Source organism: Agromyces sp. ISL-38 (assembly GCF_018613935.1).
In the GTDB taxonomy this organism is placed as follows: domain Bacteria; phylum Actinomycetota; class Actinomycetes; order Actinomycetales; family Microbacteriaceae; genus Agromyces.
This window is the reverse complement of sequence record NZ_JAGGPF010000010.1, coordinates 585570-606606: the sequence shown is the minus strand read 5'-3', so window position 1 is coordinate 606606 and position 21037 is coordinate 585570. Positions and strand designations below refer to the sequence as shown.

General features: G+C 70.7%; 17 protein-coding genes and 1 tRNA gene. 9 read left to right on the top strand and 9 right to left on the bottom strand.

Annotated features, from left to right (window positions below):
- Positions 1-32: 32 nt before the first annotated feature.
- Positions 33-1100 carry a tRNA (adenine-N1)-methyltransferase gene (locus tag J7E25_RS13065; RefSeq protein ID WP_214870541.1) on the bottom strand — a complete coding sequence of 356 codons (1068 nt, stop codon included), beginning with the start codon at positions 1098-1100 and terminating at the stop codon, positions 33-35.
- Complete coding sequence (locus J7E25_RS13060; RefSeq protein WP_214870540.1) at positions 1097-1771, bottom strand: HAD family phosphatase; 675 nt, start codon at positions 1769-1771, stop codon at positions 1097-1099. Before J7E25_RS13060 ends, J7E25_RS13065 begins: the two co-directional genes overlap by 4 nt.
- Positions 1772-1879: 108 nt before the next feature.
- Here J7E25_RS13060 and J7E25_RS13055 point away from each other — a divergent pair, with 108 nt between their 5' ends.
- The gene (locus J7E25_RS13055) at positions 1880-2776 is read left to right on the top strand and encodes a PAC2 family protein (protein WP_214870633.1); all 897 of its coding nucleotides are present in this window, start codon (positions 1880-1882) and stop codon (positions 2774-2776) included.
- Positions 2777-2839: 63 nt separating this feature from the next.
- On the opposite strand, the gene J7E25_RS13050 is transcribed toward J7E25_RS13055, so the two are convergent.
- Both J7E25_RS13050 and J7E25_RS13045 read right to left on the bottom strand, forming a co-directional pair.
- The gene (locus J7E25_RS13050) at positions 2840-3658 is read right to left on the bottom strand and encodes an undecaprenyl-diphosphate phosphatase (protein ID WP_214870539.1); all 819 of its coding nucleotides are present in this window, start codon (positions 3656-3658) and stop codon (positions 2840-2842) included.
- A gap of 48 nt (positions 3659-3706) precedes the next feature.
- Positions 3707-5032, bottom strand: a complete 1326-nt coding sequence (locus J7E25_RS13045; protein WP_214870538.1) for a M20/M25/M40 family metallo-hydrolase — start codon at positions 5030-5032, stop codon at positions 3707-3709.
- A gap of 123 nt (positions 5033-5155) precedes the next feature.
- Here J7E25_RS13045 and J7E25_RS13040 point away from each other — a divergent pair.
- The 6 genes from J7E25_RS13040 (at position 5156) to J7E25_RS13015 (ending at position 13370) form a co-directional block, all read left to right on the top strand.
- A tRNA-Leu gene (locus tag J7E25_RS13040) sits at positions 5156-5239 on the top strand.
- 133 nt (positions 5240-5372) lie between these two features.
- The gene (locus tag J7E25_RS13035) at positions 5373-6146 is read left to right on the top strand and encodes a hypothetical protein (protein ID WP_214870537.1); all 774 of its coding nucleotides are present in this window, start codon (positions 5373-5375) and stop codon (positions 6144-6146) included.
- On the top strand, positions 6143-7684 hold the full coding sequence (locus tag J7E25_RS13030; RefSeq protein WP_214870536.1) for a DNA polymerase Y family protein: 1542 nt from the start codon (positions 6143-6145) through the stop codon (positions 7682-7684). The genes J7E25_RS13035 and J7E25_RS13030 overlap by 4 nt, the downstream gene beginning before the upstream one ends.
- Positions 7685-7686: 2 nt before the next feature.
- Positions 7687-11151, top strand: coding sequence for an error-prone DNA polymerase (locus J7E25_RS13025; RefSeq protein WP_214870535.1), 3465 nt, complete (start codon positions 7687-7689; stop codon positions 11149-11151).
- A 114-nt stretch (positions 11152-11265) separates the two neighbouring features.
- Positions 11266-12456 (top strand): MFS transporter, encoded by a 1191-nt coding sequence (locus tag J7E25_RS13020; RefSeq protein WP_214870534.1) that lies wholly within the window; start codon positions 11266-11268, stop codon positions 12454-12456.
- A gap of 47 nt (positions 12457-12503) precedes the next feature.
- Positions 12504-13370, top strand: coding sequence for a DUF3097 domain-containing protein (locus J7E25_RS13015; RefSeq protein ID WP_308164554.1), 867 nt, complete (start codon positions 12504-12506; stop codon positions 13368-13370).
- 1 nt (position 13371) lies between these two features.
- Here J7E25_RS13015 and J7E25_RS13010 read toward each other — a convergent pair whose 3' ends face one another.
- From J7E25_RS13010 to J7E25_RS13000, 3 genes are all read right to left on the bottom strand, one after another.
- Positions 13372-14463 carry a VIT1/CCC1 transporter family protein gene (locus J7E25_RS13010; protein WP_214870533.1) on the bottom strand — a complete coding sequence of 364 codons (1092 nt, stop codon included), beginning with the start codon at positions 14461-14463 and terminating at the stop codon, positions 13372-13374.
- A 172-nt stretch (positions 14464-14635) separates the two neighbouring features.
- Complete coding sequence (locus tag J7E25_RS13005; RefSeq protein WP_308164553.1) at positions 14636-15112, bottom strand: Lrp/AsnC family transcriptional regulator; 477 nt, start codon at positions 15110-15112, stop codon at positions 14636-14638.
- Positions 15113-15343: 231 nt separating this feature from the next.
- On the bottom strand, positions 15344-17143 hold the full coding sequence (locus J7E25_RS13000) for a DEAD/DEAH box helicase (protein ID WP_214870531.1): 1800 nt from the start codon (positions 17141-17143) through the stop codon (positions 15344-15346).
- Positions 17144-17205: 62 nt separating this feature from the next.
- On the opposite strand from J7E25_RS13000, the gene J7E25_RS12995 reads away from it, so the two are divergent.
- Positions 17206-17991, top strand: coding sequence for an SGNH/GDSL hydrolase family protein (locus J7E25_RS12995; RefSeq protein WP_214870530.1), 786 nt, complete (start codon positions 17206-17208; stop codon positions 17989-17991).
- On the opposite strand, the gene J7E25_RS12990 is transcribed toward J7E25_RS12995, so the two are convergent.
- Both J7E25_RS12990 and J7E25_RS12985 read right to left on the bottom strand, forming a co-directional pair.
- Complete coding sequence (locus tag J7E25_RS12990) at positions 17973-19265, bottom strand: D-alanyl-D-alanine carboxypeptidase family protein (protein WP_214870529.1); 1293 nt, start codon at positions 19263-19265, stop codon at positions 17973-17975. The genes J7E25_RS12995 and J7E25_RS12990 overlap by 19 nt on opposite strands.
- A gap of 10 nt (positions 19266-19275) precedes the next feature.
- Positions 19276-20082: an RNA methyltransferase gene (locus J7E25_RS12985; RefSeq protein ID WP_214870528.1), complete on the bottom strand. Its 807-nt coding sequence runs from the start codon at positions 20080-20082 to the stop codon at positions 19276-19278.
- Positions 20083-20232: 150 nt separating this feature from the next.
- Here J7E25_RS12985 and J7E25_RS12980 point away from each other — a divergent pair, with 150 nt between their 5' ends.
- Positions 20233-21015 carry a Sir2 family NAD-dependent protein deacetylase gene (locus tag J7E25_RS12980; RefSeq protein WP_214870631.1) on the top strand — a complete coding sequence of 261 codons (783 nt, stop codon included), beginning with the start codon at positions 20233-20235 and terminating at the stop codon, positions 21013-21015.
- Positions 21016-21037 lie beyond the last annotated feature (22 nt).

Genomic DNA, 21037 nt, shown 5'->3' with positions numbered 1-21037 from the left:
GGTCGCGGGGGCGGTGAAAAGTCGTTGAAAGCCTACCCGGCTTCGGCCGGGGGTTCGGTGCCCGGGCCGTTCCCCGCACGGGAGCGCTCGGCAGCGGCATCCGCAGCCCTGACGCGCTTGCGCAACGCCTTGTCGCTGACCGATCGCTCGCCGAGGGCGCCCGGGGTCCACGCCTCGAAATCCTCGTCGCTGAACTCGGTCTTCGATGGACGGCGCTTGAGCTCGGGCAGCACCGTGCCCGGCGCGAGGCGGCGGGCGGTGATGAGGAATCCGGTGTGCGCGATCATGCGGTGGTCGGGCCGAACCGCGAGCCCCTGCACGTGCCAGCCGCGCACCATCGTCTCGCTCGAGCTCGGCTCGGTGTACTCCCCCGTCGCCCGGATCGCCTCGGCGACCCGGGAGAGCTGCGTGGCGGTCGCGATGTAGCAGAGCAGCACGCCGCCCGGCTTCAGCGCCGTCGAGACGACGTCGAGGCACTCCCACGGCGCGAGCATGTCGAGCACGACGCGGTCGACGGATGCCTCGGGCGCCAGGTCGGGCAGCACCTCGGCGAGGTCGCCCAGGGTGATCGACCAGTTCTCGGGGTCGGCGCCGTGGAAGGTTGCGACGTTGCCGCGCGCGACATCGGCGAACTCCTCACGGCGCTCGAACGAGAGCAGGCGACCCGCGGGGCCGATCCCGCGAAGCAGCCAGAGCGACAACGCGCCGGAGCCCACTCCGGCCTCGACGACGGTGGCGCCGGGGAAGATGTCGGCCTGCGCGAGGATCTGCGCCGCGTCCTTCGGATAGACGATCGCCGCGCCGCGCGGCATCGACATGACGAAGTCGCTGAGCAAGGGCCGGAGGGCGAGGTATTCGATTCCGACCTTGTTCGCGACGACGGAGCCGTCTGGCAGCCCGATGAGATCGTCGTGCGCGATCGGGCCCTTGTGCGAGTGGAAGAGGGCACCGGGCTGGAGGGTGATCGTGTGCATGCGGCCCTTCGGGCCGGTCAGCTGCACGCGGTCGCCCACGCGGAACGGGCCGCTCTGCTGGCCCCTGCTCTCATGCCTGGGCTCGTTCGTCGGTTCGTGCGTGGACTCGCTGACCGGCTCGCTCATCGGCTCTTCTCCCGTGCAGGCACGAGCGCTGCGACATCCGCCACCGACTTGCCGGCGAGGGTCGTCCAGAGCACGCTCGCGGGCGTGTCGTCGAGCGACAGGATGTTCGGCACGCCGACCACCACGGCCCCGGCACTGAAGGCCGACATGACGCCGGCAGGCGAATCCTCGATGGCGACGCAATCGCGGATGTCGACGCCGAGCTCGGCGGCGGCGGTGAGGTAGGGCTCGGGGTGAGGCTTGGCCTCCGTCACCGAATCGCCCGTGACGATCACGTCGAACGCCTCGAACGGGATCGCGGCCACGACCTCATCGGCCATCGACCGGACCGACATCGTGACGAGCGCCGTGGGAACGGATGCCTCGCGCAGCGCCTCGAGCAGTTCGCGCGCCCCCGGGCGCCACGGCACGCCGTGCGCGACGAGCTGCTCGCTCACGCGCCCGGTGAGGCGCGCGACGATCGTGTCGGCATCGAGGTCGACGCCGAAGGACTGGAACACCGTCGCAGCCTCCCACAGGCCGGTGCCGACGAGCGCGAGGGCGTCTTCATGGGTCCAGGTGCCGCCGAAGGAGCCCACGAGCTCCTCTTCGGCGGTCATCCAGTACGGCTCGGTGTCGACGAGGGTTCCGTCCATGTCCCAGAGGACGGCGGCAGGCAGGCGTGTAGTCACAACCCGCAAGTCTACGGGCACGGCCTATTGTGGAGGGGAACCCGGAGATCCGGGGCGGGAAGCGGGGCACCAGGAGTGATTCAGCCGGCCGGATTCGAGGGCGGAAGGCTGCTCGTCGTGGCATTCGAGGGATGGAACGACGCCGGCGAGGCGGCGACCGGAGCGGCGAGGCTGCTCGTCGAGCGACTCGGCCTGGTCGAGATCGCCGCCGTCGACCCCGAACTCTACTTCGACTACCAGTTCACGCGACCCACCATCGTCGTCGGTGACGACGGCGACCGTCGCATCGAGTGGCCGGGTGCCGCGATCCTCGGCCCGAGCGGTGACGAGCTCGACGACGACCGCGTCACCGGCCCCGGCGCCGGCACGCTGCACGTGCTCATCGGCGCTGAGCCGGCGCGCAGTTGGAAGGGCTTCGCGGCCGAGCTCATCGACGCGGCGCTCACCGCCGACGTCGAGGGCATCGTGCTGCTCGGCGCGATGCTCGCCGACGCGCCGCACACGAGGCCGCTCTCGGTGTTCGCCTCGAGCGAGAACCCCGACGTGCGGGCCGCGCTCGGCGTGGAGCGCTCCAACTACGAAGGACCCGTCGGCATCCTCAGCGTGCTCGCCGACCAGGCGGAGCGAGTGGGCATCCCCACGGTCTCGCTGTGGGCCTCGGTTCCGCACTACGTGCACAACGCACCCTCGCCGAAGGCGGTGCTCGCCCTTCTCGGCAAGCTCGAGGAGCTCACCGGGCTCAGCATCCCCCGCGGCAACCTCGAGGCCGACGCGAAGGCGTGGGAGGCGGGCGTTGACGCCCTTGCCGCCGACGACGACGAGATGGCCGGCTACATCACGCAACTCGAGCAGGCACGAGATGCCGTCGATGCCCCAGAGGCGAGCGGCGAGGCGATCGCGCAGGAGTTCGAGCGGTACCTCCGGCGACGCGGCGAGGGCCCCGAGGGTCGCGCCGACGGTCGGGGCGAGGGCCCGCGCGACGAGCCGTGGCGGCCGCGCGAGTGATGCGGCCGTGCCGCTGAGGTCGCACGCCGGCGGATGCCGCGGCGCCGCGGCATCCGTCATTCGTCAGGCTTGGATGGCTCCCGTGCCGAGCAGTACGAAGATGAGGCCGCCGAGGAGGATGCGGTAGATCACGAACGGCAGGAAGCTGCGCTTCGAGATGTAGTTCATGAAGAACGCGATCACGACGATGGCGACGAAGAACGCGAGGATCGTCGCCGCGGCCGTCTCGATCGGGCCGTATACGGACGGCTGCCCCCAGCTCTTGAAGACCTGGAACAGGCCGCTGCCGAAGACCGCCGGAATCGCGAGGAGGAAGGCGTAGCGCGCCGCCGCCGGACGCTCGTAGCCGAGCAGCAGGCCGGCCGTGATCGTGCCGCCCGAGCGGGACACGCCCGGCACGAGCGCGAGCGCCTGCGCGAACCCGAAGATCACGCCGTGCGGAACGGTCAGCTGGTCGAGCGTGCGCCGCTTCTCACCGGCCCAGTCGGCGAGGCCGAGCACGATGCCGAAGACGATGAGCATCGTCGCGACGATCCAGAGGGAGCGCAGGCTCGTCTCGATCTCGGCTTGGAAGAGGATGCCGAGCACGACGATCGGGAGCGAGCCGATGATGATGAGCCAGCCCATGCGTGCGTCGGGGTCGCTACGCGGCACCTTCCCGAAGAGCGAACCCCACCAGTGCGAGACGATACGCACGATGTCGCGCCAGAAGAACACCACGACAGCGGTCTCGGTGCCGAGCTGGGTGATCGCGGTGAACGCCGCCCCCGGGTCGTGCGCTCCGGGCAGGAACTCGCCGAGGATGCGCAGGTGGGCGCTCGAGGAGATCGGCAGGAACTCGGTCAGCCCTTGCACCAGGCCGAGGATGAGCGCTTCGAACACGTGGGCATCCGCCTTCCGCCTCCGCGGAACGCCGGAGGATCGAGACCGTCAGTAGTCGAGGAGCAGGTCCCGCAGAACGTGCCTACCGAAGACTAATGCGTCGAGCGGCACGCGTTCGTCCACCCCGTGGAACATCGCCGGGAAGTCCAAGCCTTCTGGCAGCCTCAGTGGCGCGAAGCCATAGCCGGCGATGCCGAGCCGGCTGAGCGACTTGTTGTCGGTGCCACCCGAGAGCAGGTAGGGGAACACCGGGGTGCCGGGGTCGTGCACGGCGATCGAGCGTCGCACGGCATCTACGAGGGCGCCGGATGTCGGGCTCTCGAGCCCCACGTCGCGGTGCACGATCTCGACGACGATCTCGGGCCCCAGGAGCTCTCGGATCTCGGCGAGCACCGCGTCCTCCTCGCCCGGGAGCGTGCGGATGTCGACGAGGGCCTCCGCCCGATCGGGGATGACGTTGTGCTTGTAGCCGCCCGCGAGCAGCGTGGGATTCGACGTCGTGCGGAGCGTCGCGGTGATGAATCCCGAGGCGGAGCCGGTCGCGAGGGCGAGCTCATCGGGCGAGACCCGCTCGGGATCGACGCCGAGGACGCCGGCGATCTCGCCGAGGAGCTCCCGCGTCGTGTCGGTGAGGCGGACCGGCCATTCGGTCCGCCCGAGCCGCGCGACGGCCTCGGCGAGCTTCGTGATCGCATTGTCGCGAACGAGGCGCGAGCCGTGCGCGGCGACCCCGTGCGCGACGAGCCGGACCCAGATGAGCGACTTCTCCCCCGTCTGCAAGAGGTAGGCGCGCTTCCCGTCGACGGCGATCGAGTAGCCGCCGACCTCGCTGATCGCCTCGGTGGCGCCCTCGAAGAGCTCGGGATGCTCGTCGACGAGCCAGCTCGCACCGAGGCCGCCGCCGGCCTCTTCGTCGGCGAAGAACGCGACGATGAGCTCGCGCTCGGGTTGCGACCCGGAGCCGATGATGTCGCCGAGCGCCGTGAGCATCATGGCGTCCATGTCCTTCATGTCGACGGCGCCGCGGCCCCAGAGCATGCCATCGCGGATCTCCCCCGCGAACGGGTCGACGCTCCAGTTGCGGGCGTCGGCGGGCACGACGTCGAGGTGGCCGTGCAGCACGAGCGCGGGCTTGGCGGGGTTGCGTCCCGGCACCCTGGCCACCACGCTCGTGCGGCGGGATTCGGGCTCGTAGAGCCTCGGGGCGAGGCCGAGCGCGGTGAGCCTCGCCTCGACGTACTCGGCCGCCTCGCGCTCGCCGTTCGCCCGCCCTTCGCCGTAGTTGCTCGTGTCGATGCGGATCAGGTCGCGCGCGATCTCGGCCGTCTCATCGAGCTCTGGGGTCGGGTTCTGGACTGCGGATGACTCGGCCATGAACTTCACGCTAGCCGCCACCGCAGACGGCGACCAGCGGGGCCCTGCCGGCGTTCGAGGCACCCAGTAATCCGTGCTAATGTCTTCTCTCGGGCCTCCGAGCGATCGGGTGGCCAGACACATGCGCGGGTGGCGGAAATGGCAGACGCGCTAGCTTGAGGTGCTAGTGCCCTAACGGGCGTGGGGGTTCAAGTCCCCCCTCGCGCACGATGTGTCGAGAAGGGCCGGATCATCGAGATCCGGCCCTTCTCGCGTTAAGGCTGCGTTGTGCGCACGACGTGGACAGTCGGCATTCCCGACTTGCCCTCTTCGAACATATGTTCGAAACTGGGGTATGACCATGACCGCTCCCCTCACCACGGCCTCGCCCGCACCTGCGCGGCTCGAGCGTGTTGAAGAGCTGCAGGCCCGAATCAGCGGCATGCAGGCGACGCGGCTCGATTCGAAGGCCGTGCCGACGCATCCGGCATTCGAATCGGTGCTGCCGGGCGGCACCCTCCGCGAGGGCACGGTCGTGCAGGTCGAGGGATCGACGACACTGCTCATGGCACTGCTCGCGGCCCCCTCGGCGAGCGGGCGCTGGGTCGCGGTCGTCGGGCTGCCCGACTTCGGCGTCGAGGCCGCCTCACGCTTCGGCATCGTGCTCGACCGCCTCGTGCTCGTGCCCGATCCCGGCGGGCAATGGCTCACCGTGGTCGCCGCCCTCGCCGACGTCATCCCCATGGTCGCCGTGCGGCCCGTCGGCCGGGTGTCGCCCGCCGAGGCGTCCCGGCTCTCGGCGAGGCTCCGCCAGCGCGGCTCGACCCTGCTCGTCGCGGGCGAGTGGCCGGGCAGCGACGCGAGACTCGGCCTCGAAGAGAGCGAGTGGCAGGGGCTCGAACGCGGGCACGGCCGCTTGCGTGAACGCGAGGTCGTCGTGAGCGCCGCCGGTCGAGGCGGGTTCGGGCGGCGTGCCCGATCGCGGCTCCTCCTGCCCGATCGCTCCCTCGGGTTCGCGGTTGCCGGCGAGGCGCTGCCGCTCCCCGAGCGGGTGCGCACCCTGCCGACCCGGGTCGAACCCGAGTGGGCCGAGCCGGTTCCCCTCGGCGACGTCGAACGGCGGGCCACCGGATGACTTCCGAGCTCTCCCGCACGATCGTGCTCTGGTGCCCCGATTGGCCGATCCTCGCGGCGTGCCGCGAGCGTGCGCTCGATCCCGGGCAGCCGATCGCCCTCATCCGGTCTGGACTCGTCTTCGCCTGCTCGGCAGCCGCCCGCCGCGACGGGGTCATCCGCGGGTTGAAGCTCCGCGAGGCGCAATACCGCTCCCCCGAGGTCGTGGTGCTCGACTACGACGCCGCGCTCGATGCGCGCATCTTCGAGCCCGTCGTGCGCCGGGTCGAAGAGACCGTGCCGGGCGTGCAGCTCATCCGCCCCGGCTCGCTCGCGATGCGAGCGAGGGGTCCCGCCCGCTACTACGGCGGCGAGGATGCCGCGGCTGCGGCCCTGCTCACCACCGTCGCCGAGCTCGGGGTGCCCGGAGCGAGGGTCGGCATCGCCGACGGGCCGTTCGCGGCCGAGCAGGCGGCGCGGGCCGCCACGGCGTCTCCCGTGGGCATCGTGGCGCCCGGGGCATCCGCTGCATTCATCGCCCCGCTGCCCGTCGGTCTCGTCACCGACACCCGCACGACGACCCTGCTCAACCGGCTCGGAGTGCGCACGCTCGGCGAGTTCGCCGAGCTGCCGCGAGAAGATGTGCGGCGGCGTTTCGGCGCAGCAGGGGCCTTCGCCCACGACCGCGCAGCCGGGCGCGAGCAGGCCAGGGTGATCGCCCGCACGCCGCCGCCCGAGTTCGCCGTGCAGCAGGAGTTCGAGCCGCCGCTCGACCGCATCGACCAGCTCGCCTTCGCCTTCCGCGTGCTCGCCGAGGAGTTCATCGAGCGCATGCGGGCGGTGCGGCTCGTGTGCACCGGCATCCGCGTCGAGCTCGACGACGAAGGCGGCGGGCACTCCAGCCGCAGCTGGCTGCACCCGCAGTGGTTCACGCCCGCCGACGTCGTCGACCGGGTGCGCTGGCAGTTGCAGGGCGCGGGCACCGCGAGCGGGCTCGCCTCCCCCATCGTGCGGTTGCGGGTCGTGCCCGAGCGCATCGACTCCACCGGCAACCACGAAGAGGGACTCTGGGGCGGCGGACCCGACGAACGCGTGCATCACGGCCTCACGCGCGTGCAGAGCATGCTCGGGCACGAGGGCGTCGTGACCGCGACGATCGGCGGAGGGCGCATGCTCGCCGACCGGCAGGTGCTCGTGCCGTGGGGCGACCGTGCCCCCGAGCGCCCGAGCGATGCGCCATGGCCCGGGAGCCTGCCCGCGCTCGCCCCCGCGAGCGTCTTCCGCGAGCGACTGCCGATCGCGCTCCAAGGTTCCGGCGGGGTCACCGTCGCGATCGACGGGCGAGGTGCGATCACCGCGACCCCCGAGGTCTTCGCCGTCAGCGGTGGCACGCCGGCCCCGGTGCGGGCCTGGGCAGGCCCCTGGCCGGTCGTGGAGCGCTGGTGGGACGCCGAGCATGCCAAGCGCGTGCACCGCTTCCAGATCGTCGACGACGACGGATGCGCCTGGCTCCTCGTGCGCGACGACGAGGGCTGGTGGGCCGAAGCGAGGTACGACTAGCCATGGGCTGGAACAATCCCGCCATTCCGTGGTCGGAGCTCGAGCGCAAGCTCTCCGACGCACGGCGGCCGGGAGGGCCCCCGCTCATCGCCGACGGCGGCGACAGTCCGGCGTGGAGCCGGAAGCGCCATCCGTACCGCCCCTCTGAGGGGCTCGAGGCCCCGACCGGTCCGGTCGTGCCCTACGCCGAGCTGCACGTGCACTCGACGTTCAGTTTCCTCGACGGCGCCTCGACGCCCGAGCAACTCGTCGAGGAGGCGCAGCGCCTCGGCCTCACCGGGCTCGCCATGACCGACCACGACGGCTTCTACGGCATCGTGCACTTCGCCGAGGCCGCCGAGAGCTTCCCCGAACTGGCGACCGTGTTCGGCGCCGAGCTCTCGCTCGGCCTGACCGCGCCGCAGAACGGTTCGGCCGACCCCGAAGGCGAGCACCTGCTCGTCCTCGCTCGCCGCGAAGAGGGCTACCACCGCCTCGCGTCCGCGATCACCGCAGGCCAGCTCGCGGGCGGTGAGAAGGGCCGTCCGGTCTATTCCCTCGACGAGCTCGGTGAGCGCGCGGGCGGCGAGTGGGCGGTGCTGACGGGCTGTCGCAAGGGAGCCGTCAGGCGAGCGCTCGCCGCCGAGGGGCCGGATGCCGCGAGGCGCGAGCTCGACCGTCTCGTCGCCCTCTTCGGCCGCGAGAACGTCGTCGTCGAGCTCTTCGACCACGGGCATCCGCTCGATCAGGAGGCGAACGACGCCCTTGCCGAGCTCGCCGAACGCACGGGGCTTCCGCTCCTCGCGACGAACGCCGTGCACTACGCGAGCCCGTCCGAGCACCGGCTCGCGAGCGCGCTGGCCGCCGTGCGGGCGCGGCGCAGCCTCGACGAGCTCGACGGCTGGCTCCCGGCATCCGATGGGCTGCATCTCAGGAGCGGGGCCGAGATGGCGCAGCGCTTCGCCAGGTATCCCGGTGCGGTGGAGCACTCGGTACGACTCGCCGAAGAGCTCGGCTTCCGGCTGCGGAGCGCGAAGCCGCGGTTGCCGCAGCAGAAGGTGCCGGCCGGCCACACGCCGATGAGCTGGTTGCGCGAGCTCGCGTGGGCGGGTGCCGAACGACGCTATCCCGGCCTGCCCGAGCACGTGCGGGAGCGCATCGCCCGCGAGCTCGACGTCATCGAGCAGAAGGACTTCCCCGGCTACTTCCTCATCGTGTACGACATCGTGCGCGAGGCCCGCAGCCGCGGCATCCTCTGCCAGGGCCGCGGGTCGGCGGCGAACTCCGCCGTCTGCTATGTGCTCGACATCACCGCGGTCGACTCGATCGGCTACGGGCTGCCCTTCGAGCGGTTCCTCTCCGCGCTCCGAGACGAGGAGCCCGACATCGACGTCGACTTCGACTCCGACCGGCGCGAAGAAGTCATCCAGTACGTCTACGACAAGTACGGCAGGCACAACGCCGCGCAGGTCGCGAACGTCATCAGCTACCGGCCGAAGGCCGCGGTGCGCGACATGGCGAAGGCGCTCGGCTACTCGACCGGCCAGCAGGACGCGTGGTCGCGACAGGTCGAGCGCTGGGGTGCGATGGTCTCGACCGACGACCATGACATCCCCGATGCCGTCGTCGAGCTCGCCGAGCAGGTGCTCACCTTCCCACGCCACCTCGGCATCCACTCCGGCGGCATGGTGCTCACCGACCGCCCCGTCGGCGAAGTGTGCCCCATCGAGCACGCCCGCAAGGAGCGCCGCACGGTACTCCAGTGGGACAAAGACGACTGCGCGTGGATGGGGCTCGTGAAGTTCGACCTGCTCGGCCTCGGCATGCTCGCGGCGCTGCAGTACACGTTCGACCTCGTGCAGCAGACCACCGGCGAGACATGGGAGCTCGCCACCATCCCCAAAGAGGAGTCCGCGGTCTACGACATGCTGTGCCGTGCCGACTCGATCGGCGTCTTCCAGGTCGAGAGCCGCGCGCAGATCGGCACGCTCCCCCGCCTGAAGCCACGCTGCTTCTACGACCTCGTCGTCGAGATCGCGCTGATCCGTCCGGGGCCCGTGCAGGGCGGTGCGGTGCACCCCTACATCCGCCGCCGCACCGGCGAGGAAGAGGTGAGCTACCTGCACCCGAAGCTCGAGCCGGTGCTCGAACGCACCCTCGGGGTGCCGCTCTTCCAAGAGCAGCTCATGCAGATGGCGGTCGCCGTCGGCGACTGCAGCGCTGCCGACGCCGACCTCTTGCGGCGGGCGATGGGCTCCAAGCGCGGCGTCGAGAAGATCGAACGCCTGAAGTCGAAGCTCTACGCGGGCATGGAGCGCAACGGCATCGAACCCGACGTCGCCGACTCGATCTACGCGAAGATCGAGGCCTTCGCGAACTTCGGCTTCGCCGAGAGCCACGCGATCAGCTTCGGCCTGCTCGTCTACGCGAGCTCGTGGCTGAAGCTGCACTACCCCGCCGCATTCCTCGCCGCGCTGCTGCGCGCCCAGCCGATGGGGTTCTACTCGCCACAGACGCTCACCGCCGACGCGAGGCGGCACGGCGTCGAGATGCTCCGGCCCGACATCCTGCGCTCCGGCGTGCACGCGGGACTCGAGGCGATCGGGGTGGCGGGGACATTCACGGCGGCCGGGGCATCCGAGGCATCCGGTGCTGGCGATCGGCAGCGCGGATCGCGCGCGCCAAGCGGCCTCGACTCGTGCATCGATCCCGCACAACCGCCCGTCGGGAAGTTCGACATGCACGCACCCGATCGCTCCGCCGAGCATCGCCGTGATGCGGCCTTCGCGGTGCGGCTCGGCCTCGCCGACGTCTCGTCGATCGGCACCGCCGTCGCAGAACGCATCGTCGCCGAGCGTGACGCGCGCGGGCCGTACCGCGACATGGCCGACGTCTCACGTCGCGCGGCGCTCAGCGCCGAACAGCTCGAGGCGCTCGCCGCAGCCGGCGCGTTCTCCGGCTTCGGACTCGAGCGCCGAGAAGCCCTCTGGCTCGCCGGTGAGGCTGCAGAAGACCGCGCCGAGTACCTGCAGGGCTCCGTCGTCGTGGTGCAGCCTCCGTTGCTGCCGATGCTCACCCCCGCCGAGCAGGTCGTCTACGACCTCTGGGCCACGGGCATCTCCCCCGACGACCATCCCATCCGGCACGTGCGCGAGCGACTCGACGAACGCGGCGCGATCCGCATCGATCGGCTGCAGCACGCGGAGACCGGCCGGCGCATCGAAGTGGGCGGAGTCGTGACCCACCGCCAGCGGCCGGCGACGGCGAGCGGCATCACCTTCCTGAACATCGAAGACGAATCGGGCACCCTCAACGTCATCGCTGGGGTGGGCGTGTGGAACCGATACCGGCGAGTGGCACGCGAAGCGCCCGCGATGATCGTGCGCGGCATGCTCGAGCGGTCGCCCGAGGGCGTCACGAACCTCGTCGCCGATCGATTCGAACGGCTCATCGTGTCGGCGCCCGGCCGCTCACGCGACTTCCGTTGACGGGCGAACACGTCGGCGCAGGCGAACAGATCGGCGCGCCCGGGCGCATCAGGAATACAGTGGGCGTGTGGCTGAGACACGATCCGCCGCGAACACCTTCCGGGGCGATGAACCATGAAGCGGCGGCAGCCGACTGAGCGGCTCTTCACGCGCCAGTTCATCGCGCTCGGGATCTCAGATCTCGCCTACTTCACTGCAGTGGGCGTGGCGATCTTCGCCCTGCCCCTCTACGTGACCGGTCCCGTCGGTGGCGACGAGGTCGGTGCGGGGTTCGCGTTCGGCGTGTTCGCGGTGTCTGCGCTCGTGCTGCGACCCTTCGCCGGCCGGATCGCCGACGTCTACGGCCGCCTGCCCCTCCTCCTCGGTGGCGCAGTGCTCGCCGCCGTCAGCCTCGCACTCATCGCGCTGGCCGAAGATCTCTTCGTGATCGTCGCACTGCGCCTGCTCGCCGGCGTGGCCGAGGCCGCCTTCTTCGTCGCGGGTTTCGCGGCGCTCGCCGACCTCGCACCGGCCAAGCGGTTGGGCGAGGCGCTCTCGTACAACTCCCTCGGCCTCTATCTCGGAATCGCGCTCGGGCCCCCGCTCGGCGAGATCCTCGTGCAGGCCTGGGGATTCGGCATCGCCTGGCTGGGCGCCGCAGCGCTCGCCGCGCTCGCCGCAGCGCTGACGCTGCTGATCGGAGAGACCCGGGAGGACACCTCGGCCGACGCCTCGCCCGACCTCTCGCCCCGCCGGATCATCCATCGGCCCGCCATCCCGATCTCGATCGGATTCATCACGTCGCTCGTCGCGATCGGCGGCTTCCTCACCTTCGCCTCCCTGTACGCGGTGCGTATCGGCCTGAACCAGGCGAGCCTTGCGCTTTTCCTCTACGGCACGGTCGTCGTGGTGTGCAGGATCGCATTCGCGCGCGTGCCCGACCGATTGCCGTCACTCCCGCTCGGTGCCGCAGCACTCGGCGTGATCGGCGCCGGGCTCGGTCTCGTCGCCGTCTGGCAGACCCCGGTGGGGCTCCTGGTCGGCGTTGTCATCATGGCCGTCGGCGTCTCATTCAGCACTCCGGCGTTCTTCTCCGCGATCTTCTCGACAGCGACGCCATCGCAGCGAGGTGCGGCTTCCGGCACCGCCAGTGCGGCCCTCGACTTGGGGCTCGGTCTCGGACCGATCGCGCTCGGCCTGATCGCCGGACCATTCGGAATCCCGTGGGCGTTCGGCACAGGGGCGGCCGTCGCCGTCGCGGGTGGCATCTGGACGCTGCTGCTGCAGCGCCGCACTCGTCAGCGGCAACCCGTCGACGTCGCGTGAGCGCGTCGGTCACGACAGCGGCCGCCGGCGTCCGTTAGCCTCGACCGGTGCCCGCTACGCCCCATGACCCCATCAGCCACGATCGGTACGGCGGCGATGTGCTCGCCGGCGACTGGAAGGCACGCGGCCGCCGCACGATCCCGGTCGTCGAGGCCGAACGCGACCTCGTCGTCGAACTCGCGAGCAACGGCTTCTGCGGCGCCGTCGTCGCCGTCGAGAAGCAGACCGTGACCCTCGAAGACCGGTTCGGCGCACGGCGCATGTTCCCGCTCGGGCACGGCTTCCTCGTCGAGGGGAAGGTGGTGGAGCTCGTCGTGCCGAAACCCAAGGCGCCGGCCGGCCGGCTTCGCACCGCCTCGGGCTCATTCGCCGTCGCGTCGGCTCCGGCGAAAGTCGCGTTGCCGAGCCGCATTTTCGTCGAGGGCCGGCATGACGCCGAACTCGTCGAAAAGGTGTGGGGCGCCGATCTCCGCATCGAGGGCGTCGTCGTCGAGTACCTCGAGGGAGTCGACGTGCTCGGCGACGTGCTCGACGAGTTCCGACCGGGTCCCGGCCGGCGTGTCGGCGTACTCGTCGACCACCTCGTGCCCGGATCGAAGGAGCAGCGCATCGCCGACGCCGCACGGCGCGGGCCGCATGGAGCGCATGTGCTCGTGGTGGGGCATCCGTATATCGACATCTGGCAGTCCGTGAAGCCCGCACGCCTCGGCCGCGACGCCTGGCCCGAGATTCCCCGCGGCATCGAGTGGAAGCACGGCATCTGCGAGGCATTCGGATGGCCACACGAGGAGCAGGCCGACATCGCCCGCGCCTGGCAGCGCATCCTCGGGCAGGTGCGCGGCTACGGCGATCTCGAACCGACGCTGCTCGGCCGCGTCGAGGAGCTCATCGACTTCGTGACGACGGCGCGCTGACTCAGGCGATCGTCGTGCCGAATGCGAGCCCGAGCAGGTAGGTGACCGCGGCGGCCCCGAGTCCGATGGCCAACTGGCGCAGCGCCCGCTTCAGCGGAGACGCACCCGAGAGCAGGCCCACCGTCGCACCCGTGGCGAGCAATGCGATGCCGACGAGCACGGTGGCCGTGACGATGGCGGCGGCACCGGTCAGGCCGAAGAGGTAGGGCAGCACCGGGATGAGCGCACCGGACGCGAAGAAGAGGAAGCTCGAGACCGCGGCCGACAGCCCCGTGCCGATCGCTTCGTCGTCGTGGTGAACGATGGCGAGCGACTCGGTGGGGGGTGCGGTCTGCTCCGCTGCGTGCACACGAGCGACGACGAGGGCGGCATGCTCGATCGCCTCCTGCTCCCCCATGCCGCGTGCGCGGTAGACGAGGGCGAGTTCGTTCGCGTCGATGTCGAGGTCGGGCAGGGCCTCGCGAGCGGTGGGATCGGGAGCGGATGCCTCGAGCAGTTCACGCTGCGAGCGCACCGAGACGTACTCACCGGCGCCCATCGAGAGCGCCCCGGCGAGGAGGCCCGCGATGCCCGTGAACAGCACGACAGCGGCGGGCACGCCGGTCGCTCCGATGCCGAGCACGAGGGCCAGGTTCGACACGAGCCCGTCGTTCGCGCCGAAGACCGCCGCGCGGAAGGATCCGGCCAGGCGGCGTCGGCCACGCGACGCGAGCCCGCGCACGACCTCGCCGTGGATCCGCTCGTCGGCCGCCATCGCCGCCGTGGCATCGGGATCGTTCGCATAGGGAGACCGTGCTTCGGCGCGTTGCGCGAGTGCGAGCACGAAGATCGAGCCGAAGCGACGGGCGAGGGCGGTCAGCATGCGGGTGCGGACGTCGGCGCGGGGTGTCCCGGCGTCGTCGCCGCCGAGCAGGGCGAGCCAGTGCGCTTCGTGACGCCCCTCGGCGGCGGCGAGGGCGAGGAGGATCTCGCGTTCCTCGCCGTCGCGGCGCGCTGCGAGCTCCCGGTAGACCGCAGCCTCGGCGCGCTCGTCGGCGAGGTAGCGGCGCCACCTGGCGCGCTCGCCCGCCGATCCGCTCGACTGCTCGGTCACTCGTGCTCCATCCGTTCACCAGAGGCTCGGCGATCCGCTCGGCGCTCGCCCGCCCCGTCGCGTCCACGCCGCGATCGCGGCCGTCAGCCACGATATCGGCGCGATCATTGTGGGGGGCGCCCACCCGGCGGAACTGGCAGGTTTTCGGAGCGCCGAACGAGCCGGCGGTGCGTCAGCCGACGAGGCGGTTCCAGCCGTCGCCGTCAACATGCTCGAAGATGAGATTCGTCTCCGTGTGCGCGACCGCCGGATGTCCCGTGAGGTGATCGAGCACGAACTGGCGGAGTTCCTCGGCATCGCGAGCGGCAACGTGGAGGAGATAGTCCTCGGCGCCCGCCATGTGGAACACGCCAAGTACGCCGGGCAGGTGCGGCACCTGCGCACGGAACGCGTCGATCTCGCTGCGATCGTGCTTCACGAGCCGGATCGCGATGAGCGCCTGCAACGAGACGCCCAGTGAGGCGAGGTCGACGTCGACGCGGTACCCGCGAACGGTGCCGAGCGCCTGCAGCCGACGGAGCCGAAGCGATACGGTCGACTCGGCGACCCCCACCTCGGCGGCGAGAGCGGCGCCCGAGGCGCGTGCATTCGAGGAGAGCGCCTGCAGCAGCGCCCGGTCTACGCGGTCGAGTTCGGGTTTCTGCGCCACGACGGGCCTCCTGACAAATCGGAATGCAGAACATTCGATGTTCGAAGATTGTCGCATGGATCCTGCACGGCAAGTAACCTCGATACGCAGAATCTGTTCGATTCGAGCCATCAGGCACCGTCGTCGTGCAAAGAGGGCCCTCCGCCGAGCTCGACCGAGTACGCGAGTTCGGCGGTCCATGCGCGCCATGCTCACCGCGACCGCGGACACCCTGGAGTCCCGCCGGCCGGCTCAGCGACTGCCGAGCCGCCGCCGCAACAGCTCGATGCGGGCCTGCAATTGCGTGACGCTGGCCTGCGCGACCGCAGGCCCCCCGCAGACGCGCCGCAACTCGGCGTGCACCTGCGAGTGCGCCTCGCCCGTGTGCCTCGCCCAGAGGCCGACGAGGCTGTTGAGGAGCGAGCGCTGCTCCTTGAGCGTGCGATAGAGGGCGACCGGTTCGGGCTTCTCCTCTTCGGCGACCTGCCGTCGGCGCTCACCCGCGCGCCGGGACTGCCGTGACTGCCGATGGCGCAGCAACTCTGCGACCTGGTCGGGCTCGAGCAGCCCCGGGATGCCGATGAAGTCGAACTCCTCGTCGCTGCCGGGTTCTGCGAGCGTGCCGAACTCGGTTCCGTCGTAGAGCACGCGGTCGAAGGAGGCATCGGACCCGATCGCCTCCCAGGTGCCGAGTCCGGCCTCCTCGGACGCGCGTTCCTCGCGGTTCGCCGCGTTCAGTAGCTGGTCGTCGAGGAGCCCATCATCGTCGTCATCGCCGCTTCGACGATCGAGCGCGTGATCGCGCTCGAGCTCGAGCTGCGCCGCGAGCGCCATCAGCCCGGGCACGTTCGGCAGGAACACCGATGCGGTCTCACCGCGCCGCCTCGCCCGCACGAAGCGGCCGATCGCCTGCGCGAAGAACAGGGCCGTGGAGGCGCTCGTCGCGTAGACGCCCACGGCGAGCCGTGGCACGTCGACGCCCTCGGACACCATGCGCACCGCGACCATCCATCGCCTCGTGTTGCCCGAGAACTCCTCGATGCGCGAGCTCGCCTCCTTCTCGTCGGAGAGCACGACCGTGACCGGCTCGCCGCAGATCTCCTCGAGGATCTTCGCGTAGGCGCGCGCCGTCGACTGGTCGGTCGCGATCACGAGCCCCCCGGCGTCGGGGATCCCGTGCCGCACCTCGGTGAGCCGCCGGTCTGCAGCGCGCAGCACAGCCGGAATCCACTCTCCTGTGGGCTCGAGGGCCGTGCGCCACGCCGACGACGTGATGTCCTTCGTGTTGTCCTCGCCGAGCTTCGCCTCCATCTCGTCACCGGCCCTCGTGCGCCAGCGCATGTGGCCGGCGTAGACCATGAACAGCACCGGGCGCACGACACCGTCGTGCAGCGCCCGCGCATAGCCGTAGTTGTAGTCGCTCTTCGAGACGCGCACCCCGGAGGCGTCGGGCTCGTACTGCACGAACGGGATCGGCGCGGTGTCGGACCGGAACGGCGTGCCGGTGAGCGACAATCGCTTGGTCGCCGGCTCGAACGCCTCGCGGATCGCGTCGCCCCACGACAATGCGTCGCCACCGTGGTGCACCTCGTCGAGGATCACGAGGGTGCGGCCCGAGAGCGTGAGCTCCCGATGCAGTGCCGGCCGCATGGCGACCTGGGCGTACGTCACGACGACCCCGTGGAAGTGCCGCGCGCTGCGGCCGTGGGCATTGCGGAATCCGGGGTCGAGGCGGATGCCGGCGCGCGCCGCGGCATCCGCCCACTGTCGCTTCAAGTGGTCGGTGGGGGCGACCACAGTGATGCGGTCGATCACCCGGCGGGCGCGCAGTTCGGCCGCCAGGCGCAGGGCGAACGTGGTCTTGCCGGCGCCGGGCGTGGCGGCAGCGAGGAAGTCTCGGGGCTGTTCGGCCAGGTAGAGCTCGAGGGCTTCGGCCTGCCACGCGCGCAGCTTGCTCGCCGTTCCCCATGCGGCGCGCTCTGGGAAGGACGGAGAGAGGTGCTCGGCGGCCGAGGTGCCCGGCAGGGGGCCGGAGGGGGTCGCGGTGCTCACTGGATTCGAGGCTACCCGAGGCGGCCGACATCCCCGAACCACGACGAGTGCACAATGGAGTCATGGTCACGCAGCAGCACCCCTGGTCTCGCTTTGTCGCCATCGGCGACTCGTTCACTGAGGGCATGGGCGATCCCGATCCCAATGTGCCGGGCGGCCATCGGGGCTGGGCCGACCGCGTGGCCGAGGTGCTCGGCCAGGGCGTCGACGATTTCGCCTACGCGAATCTCGCCGTGCGGGGCAGGCTCATTCAGCAGATCATCGACGAACAGCTCGAGCCCGCGCTCGCATTGCACCCCGACCTCATCACGATCTCTGCGGGAGGTAACGACGTCATCCGCCCCGGCACCGACCCCGACGAGATCGCGGGCAGGTTCCAGTACGCGATCGAGCGGCTCTCACGCGACCGTGCCACCATCGTGATCTTCACGGGCGTCGACGTCGGCTTCTCCCCGGTGTTCCGCGGGATCCGCGGCAAGGTCGCGATCTACAACGAGAACCTCCGTACGATCGCCGCGAAGTACGACTGCATCGTCGCCGACCTGTGGGCGCTCACCACCATTCAAGACCAGCGCATGTGGGCGCCCGACCGACTGCACCTCAACTCGCTCGGTCACCACACGGTCGCGCGCATGGTGCTCGCCGCGCTCAACGTCGAGAACTCGCTCGAGCCGCTGAAGCCCGAGCCCCTGCCCCTCAGCACCTGGCGCCAGGCTCGCGTCGAAGACTTCGCGTGGGCTCGCGAGTACCTGGTGCCGTGGGTGCTCCGCCGGGTGCGGCACCAGTCCTCGGGCGACTTCGTCACGGCGAAGCGGCCCGATGCCGGGCCCTACTCGCGCGGCGGCTGAGCCCCTGCTTCGAGGGCACCGGGATTCGACAATCGCCACCAAGCGCCCGGATCCTCGATCGCCGCGTCGAGCTCGAGCGCGACGCGGATCTCCTGCGTGCCGGCTCGCACCGTTGCCGTACCGACCTCGGCGCCGCTCGCCGCGACGGTGACTGGAGCGGCCACGACCTCGACGTCGACCGGGGTGTCGCTCCAGATGACGACGGATGCCCCTTCCGCCGCACGTGCATGGGCGGTGTCGCCCCACGCCGTGGAATACGACGCCAGCTCCTGGCCGGCCTCGAGCGCCGTGACCTCGTGGAATCCGGGCGCGATGCTGTCGAGGAGGGCGGCGATGGCCTCGTCGAGCACGGTGTGGTTCTCGCCGCCGAGCACCACGCCGACGACCGTGACGACCTGGGAGCCGACCGGGTAGTCCGCGGAGAACAGCAGGTTCGCCGCGTCGTCGGTCGTGCCCGTCTTGATGCCGTCGACGCCGTGGGTGCCGAGCATCTTGTTCGAGTTCTTGACGGTGCCGATCACGGGCAGGTCGATGCTCTGCGTCGCGGCGAGCTCGGAGACCGTTGGGTCGGCGAGGGCGATCTCGCCGAGTTCGACGAGCTCGGCGGGCGTGCTCACGTTGTCGAGCGAGATACCGCTCGAATCGACGAGCCGGGTGTTCTCGAGCCCGTGCTCATCGAGCCAGCCTCGGGCGGCGTCGAGGAACGCCTCCATCGACCCGTACGCCCAGGTCGCGAGGGAGATGGCGTAGTTGTTGCCCGACGCGAGGAGCATCGCCGCGAGGCTCTGCCGCTCGCTCAAGGTGCTCCCCGCGCTGACGGGGGCGACCGAGCCGTTCTCGGCGACGACCTGCCAGTAGAGATCGACGTCGGCTTCGGTGTACTCGATGCCGGGGCCCTCCTCACCCGTCGCGAGCGGCTTGGCCTCGAGGATGAGCAGTGCCGTGACGATCTTCGTGATGCTCGCGATGGGCATGAGCGACTGGTCGGGGCTCGCGGCGAGCAGGCCGTCGAATCCGACGGCTCCGACCGCGTAGCCGCCGAAGCCCGGCAGTGCGAGCGGTTGCGCCGGTGCGACGATCTGATCGGGAGTCGACACCGACGGCTGCGCAGCGGGGATCGGAGCGCCGAGCGCGTTGCCCGCGTACACGCCGCCGGTGAGCAGCAGGGCGAGCACCACCGCGAGTGAGCCGAAGACGACGATGCGCCGGCGCCGGTAGGTCTTGGTGCGATCGGGTCGGCGCTCGCGCGAGAGGGTCGGCAACTGCTGTGACATCCGTTCGAGCCTAATCGTCGGCGCTGAGCGCGTAGAGCACGACGGCGGCGGCGGCCGCGACGTTCAGGGAGTCGACACCGTGCGACATCGGGATCGTGACGACCGTGTCGGCTGCCGCAAGTGCGTTCCGGCTGAGCCCGTCGCCCTCGGCGCCGAACACGACGGCGAGCCGGGCGGGCGGATCGGCCGCGAGGGCCCTGAGCGAGACGGCCTCGTCTGCGAGGGCGAGCGCGGCGATGGCGAAATCATGGGCGCGCAGCATCCGTTCCGCCTCAGGCCACTCGGGCAGCCGGGTCCACGGCACCTGGAAGACCGTGCCCATGCTCACGCGAACGCTCCGGCGATAGAGCGGATCGGCGCAGCGAGGGCTGATGAACACCGCATCGGCGCCGAGCGCCGCGACCGAGCGGAAGATCGCGCCGACGTTCGTGTGGTCGACGATGTCCTCGAGCACCACGACACGGCGCGCCCCGGCGAGCAGCTCCGCGGGATCGGGCAGCTCAGGCCGCTCGAACGCGGCGAGGGCCCCGCGGTGCACGCGATACCCGGTGATCGCCTCGAGCTGGTCGGGGTCGGCGAGGTGCACCGGGATGTCGAACGGGGCAAGGGCCTCCTGCAGTCCTGGCAGCCACTTCTCCTCCATGAGCACCGAGCGCGGCCGGTGCCCCGCGGCGATCGCCCTGCGGATGACCCTCGCCGACTCGGCGATGTAGAGCCCCCGCTCGGGCTCGTTCACACTCCGCAGGGTCACGTCGGTGAGCCGCGCGTAGTCGGCGACGGTGTCGGATGCCGCGTCGCGGACTCGCTCGATGTGCATTGGTCTCCTCGCCTCCAGCTTGCCAGTGCGCGAAACATACCGGAAAACCGAGACGTCTAGAATCAGACCACCGTCGAAGGGAGACGTGTGTCAATTGGCACCGGAGCACCGGTAACGACCGACGCCCGGCTCGAAGAGGCGATCGGCCTCATGCGGGGCGCGCGAGTGGCCGTGCTGACGGGCGCCGGCGTGAGCACCGACTCGGGCATTCCCGACTATCGCGGTGAGGGTGCGCCCGTGCGCACGCCGATGACGGTGCAGGCGTTCATGGCCTCCGAGACGTCGCGCAAGCGGTACTGGGCAGGAAGTCACCTCGGATGGCGCAGCTTCGGAAGCGCCCGGCCGAACACCGGTCACCTGGCACTCGCACGGCTCGAAGCGGGCGGGGTCGTCTCGGGCATCGTCACGCAGAACGTCGACGGGCTGCACCGCCGCGCGGGCAGTCGTCACGTCGTCGAACTCCACGGCAGCATGGATCGCGTGCTGTGCGTGATCTGCGGCCAGCACTATGCGCGCCAGGCGATCGCCGACCGGCTCACCGAACTGAACCCGGAGATCGAACTCGGCACCTCGATCCGCCTCGCGCCCGACGGCGACGTGCAGGTCGACGACGTCGAGGCCATGGCCATTCCCGCGTGCACCGTCTGCGGCGGGGTGCTGAAGCCCGACGTCGTCTTCTTCGGCGAGTTCGTGCCGGCCGATATCTTCCAGTCCGCGGCGTCGCTCGTGCAATCGGCCGATGTCCTGCTCGTCGCGGGCTCGTCGCTCGTCGTGAACTCGGGCATGCGGCTCATCGAGCAGGCACGCCGGCGGCGGCTGCCCATCATCGTCGTGAACCGCGGCATCACGAAGGGCGACAGCCGCGCCGTCGTGAAGATCCACGCCGGCGCGAGCGAGACGCTCACGGCCATGGCCGCCGCGCTGCTGGCGTAATCCGCCCCGCGTGGCCTGAGCT

What these genes read in the sequence shown, in the direction of transcription:
- J7E25_RS13065 (WP_214870541.1), bottom strand. Translation starts at nt 1,100, where the DNA reads ATGAGCGAGCCGGTCAGCGAGTCCACGCACGAACCGACGAACGAGCCC.
- J7E25_RS13045 (WP_214870538.1), bottom strand. Translation starts at nt 5,032, where the DNA reads ATGGCCGAGTCATCCGCAGTCCAGAACCCGACCCCAGAGCTCGATGAG.
- J7E25_RS13035 (WP_214870537.1), top strand. Translation starts at nt 5,373, where the DNA reads ATGACCGCTCCCCTCACCACGGCCTCGCCCGCACCTGCGCGGCTCGAG.
- J7E25_RS13030 (WP_214870536.1), top strand. Translation starts at nt 6,143, where the DNA reads ATGACTTCCGAGCTCTCCCGCACGATCGTGCTCTGGTGCCCCGATTGG.
- J7E25_RS13025 (WP_214870535.1), top strand. Translation starts at nt 7,687, where the DNA reads ATGGGCTGGAACAATCCCGCCATTCCGTGGTCGGAGCTCGAGCGCAAG.
- J7E25_RS13020 (WP_214870534.1), top strand. Translation starts at nt 11,266, where the DNA reads ATGAAGCGGCGGCAGCCGACTGAGCGGCTCTTCACGCGCCAGTTCATC.
- J7E25_RS12995 (WP_214870530.1), top strand. Translation starts at nt 17,206, where the DNA reads ATGGTCACGCAGCAGCACCCCTGGTCTCGCTTTGTCGCCATCGGCGAC.
- J7E25_RS12990 (WP_214870529.1), bottom strand. Translation starts at nt 19,265, where the DNA reads ATGTCACAGCAGTTGCCGACCCTCTCGCGCGAGCGCCGACCCGATCGC.
- J7E25_RS12985 (WP_214870528.1), bottom strand. Translation starts at nt 20,082, where the DNA reads ATGCACATCGAGCGAGTCCGCGACGCGGCATCCGACACCGTCGCCGAC.
- J7E25_RS12980 (WP_214870631.1), top strand. Translation starts at nt 20,233, where the DNA reads ATGCGGGGCGCGCGAGTGGCCGTGCTGACGGGCGCCGGCGTGAGCACC.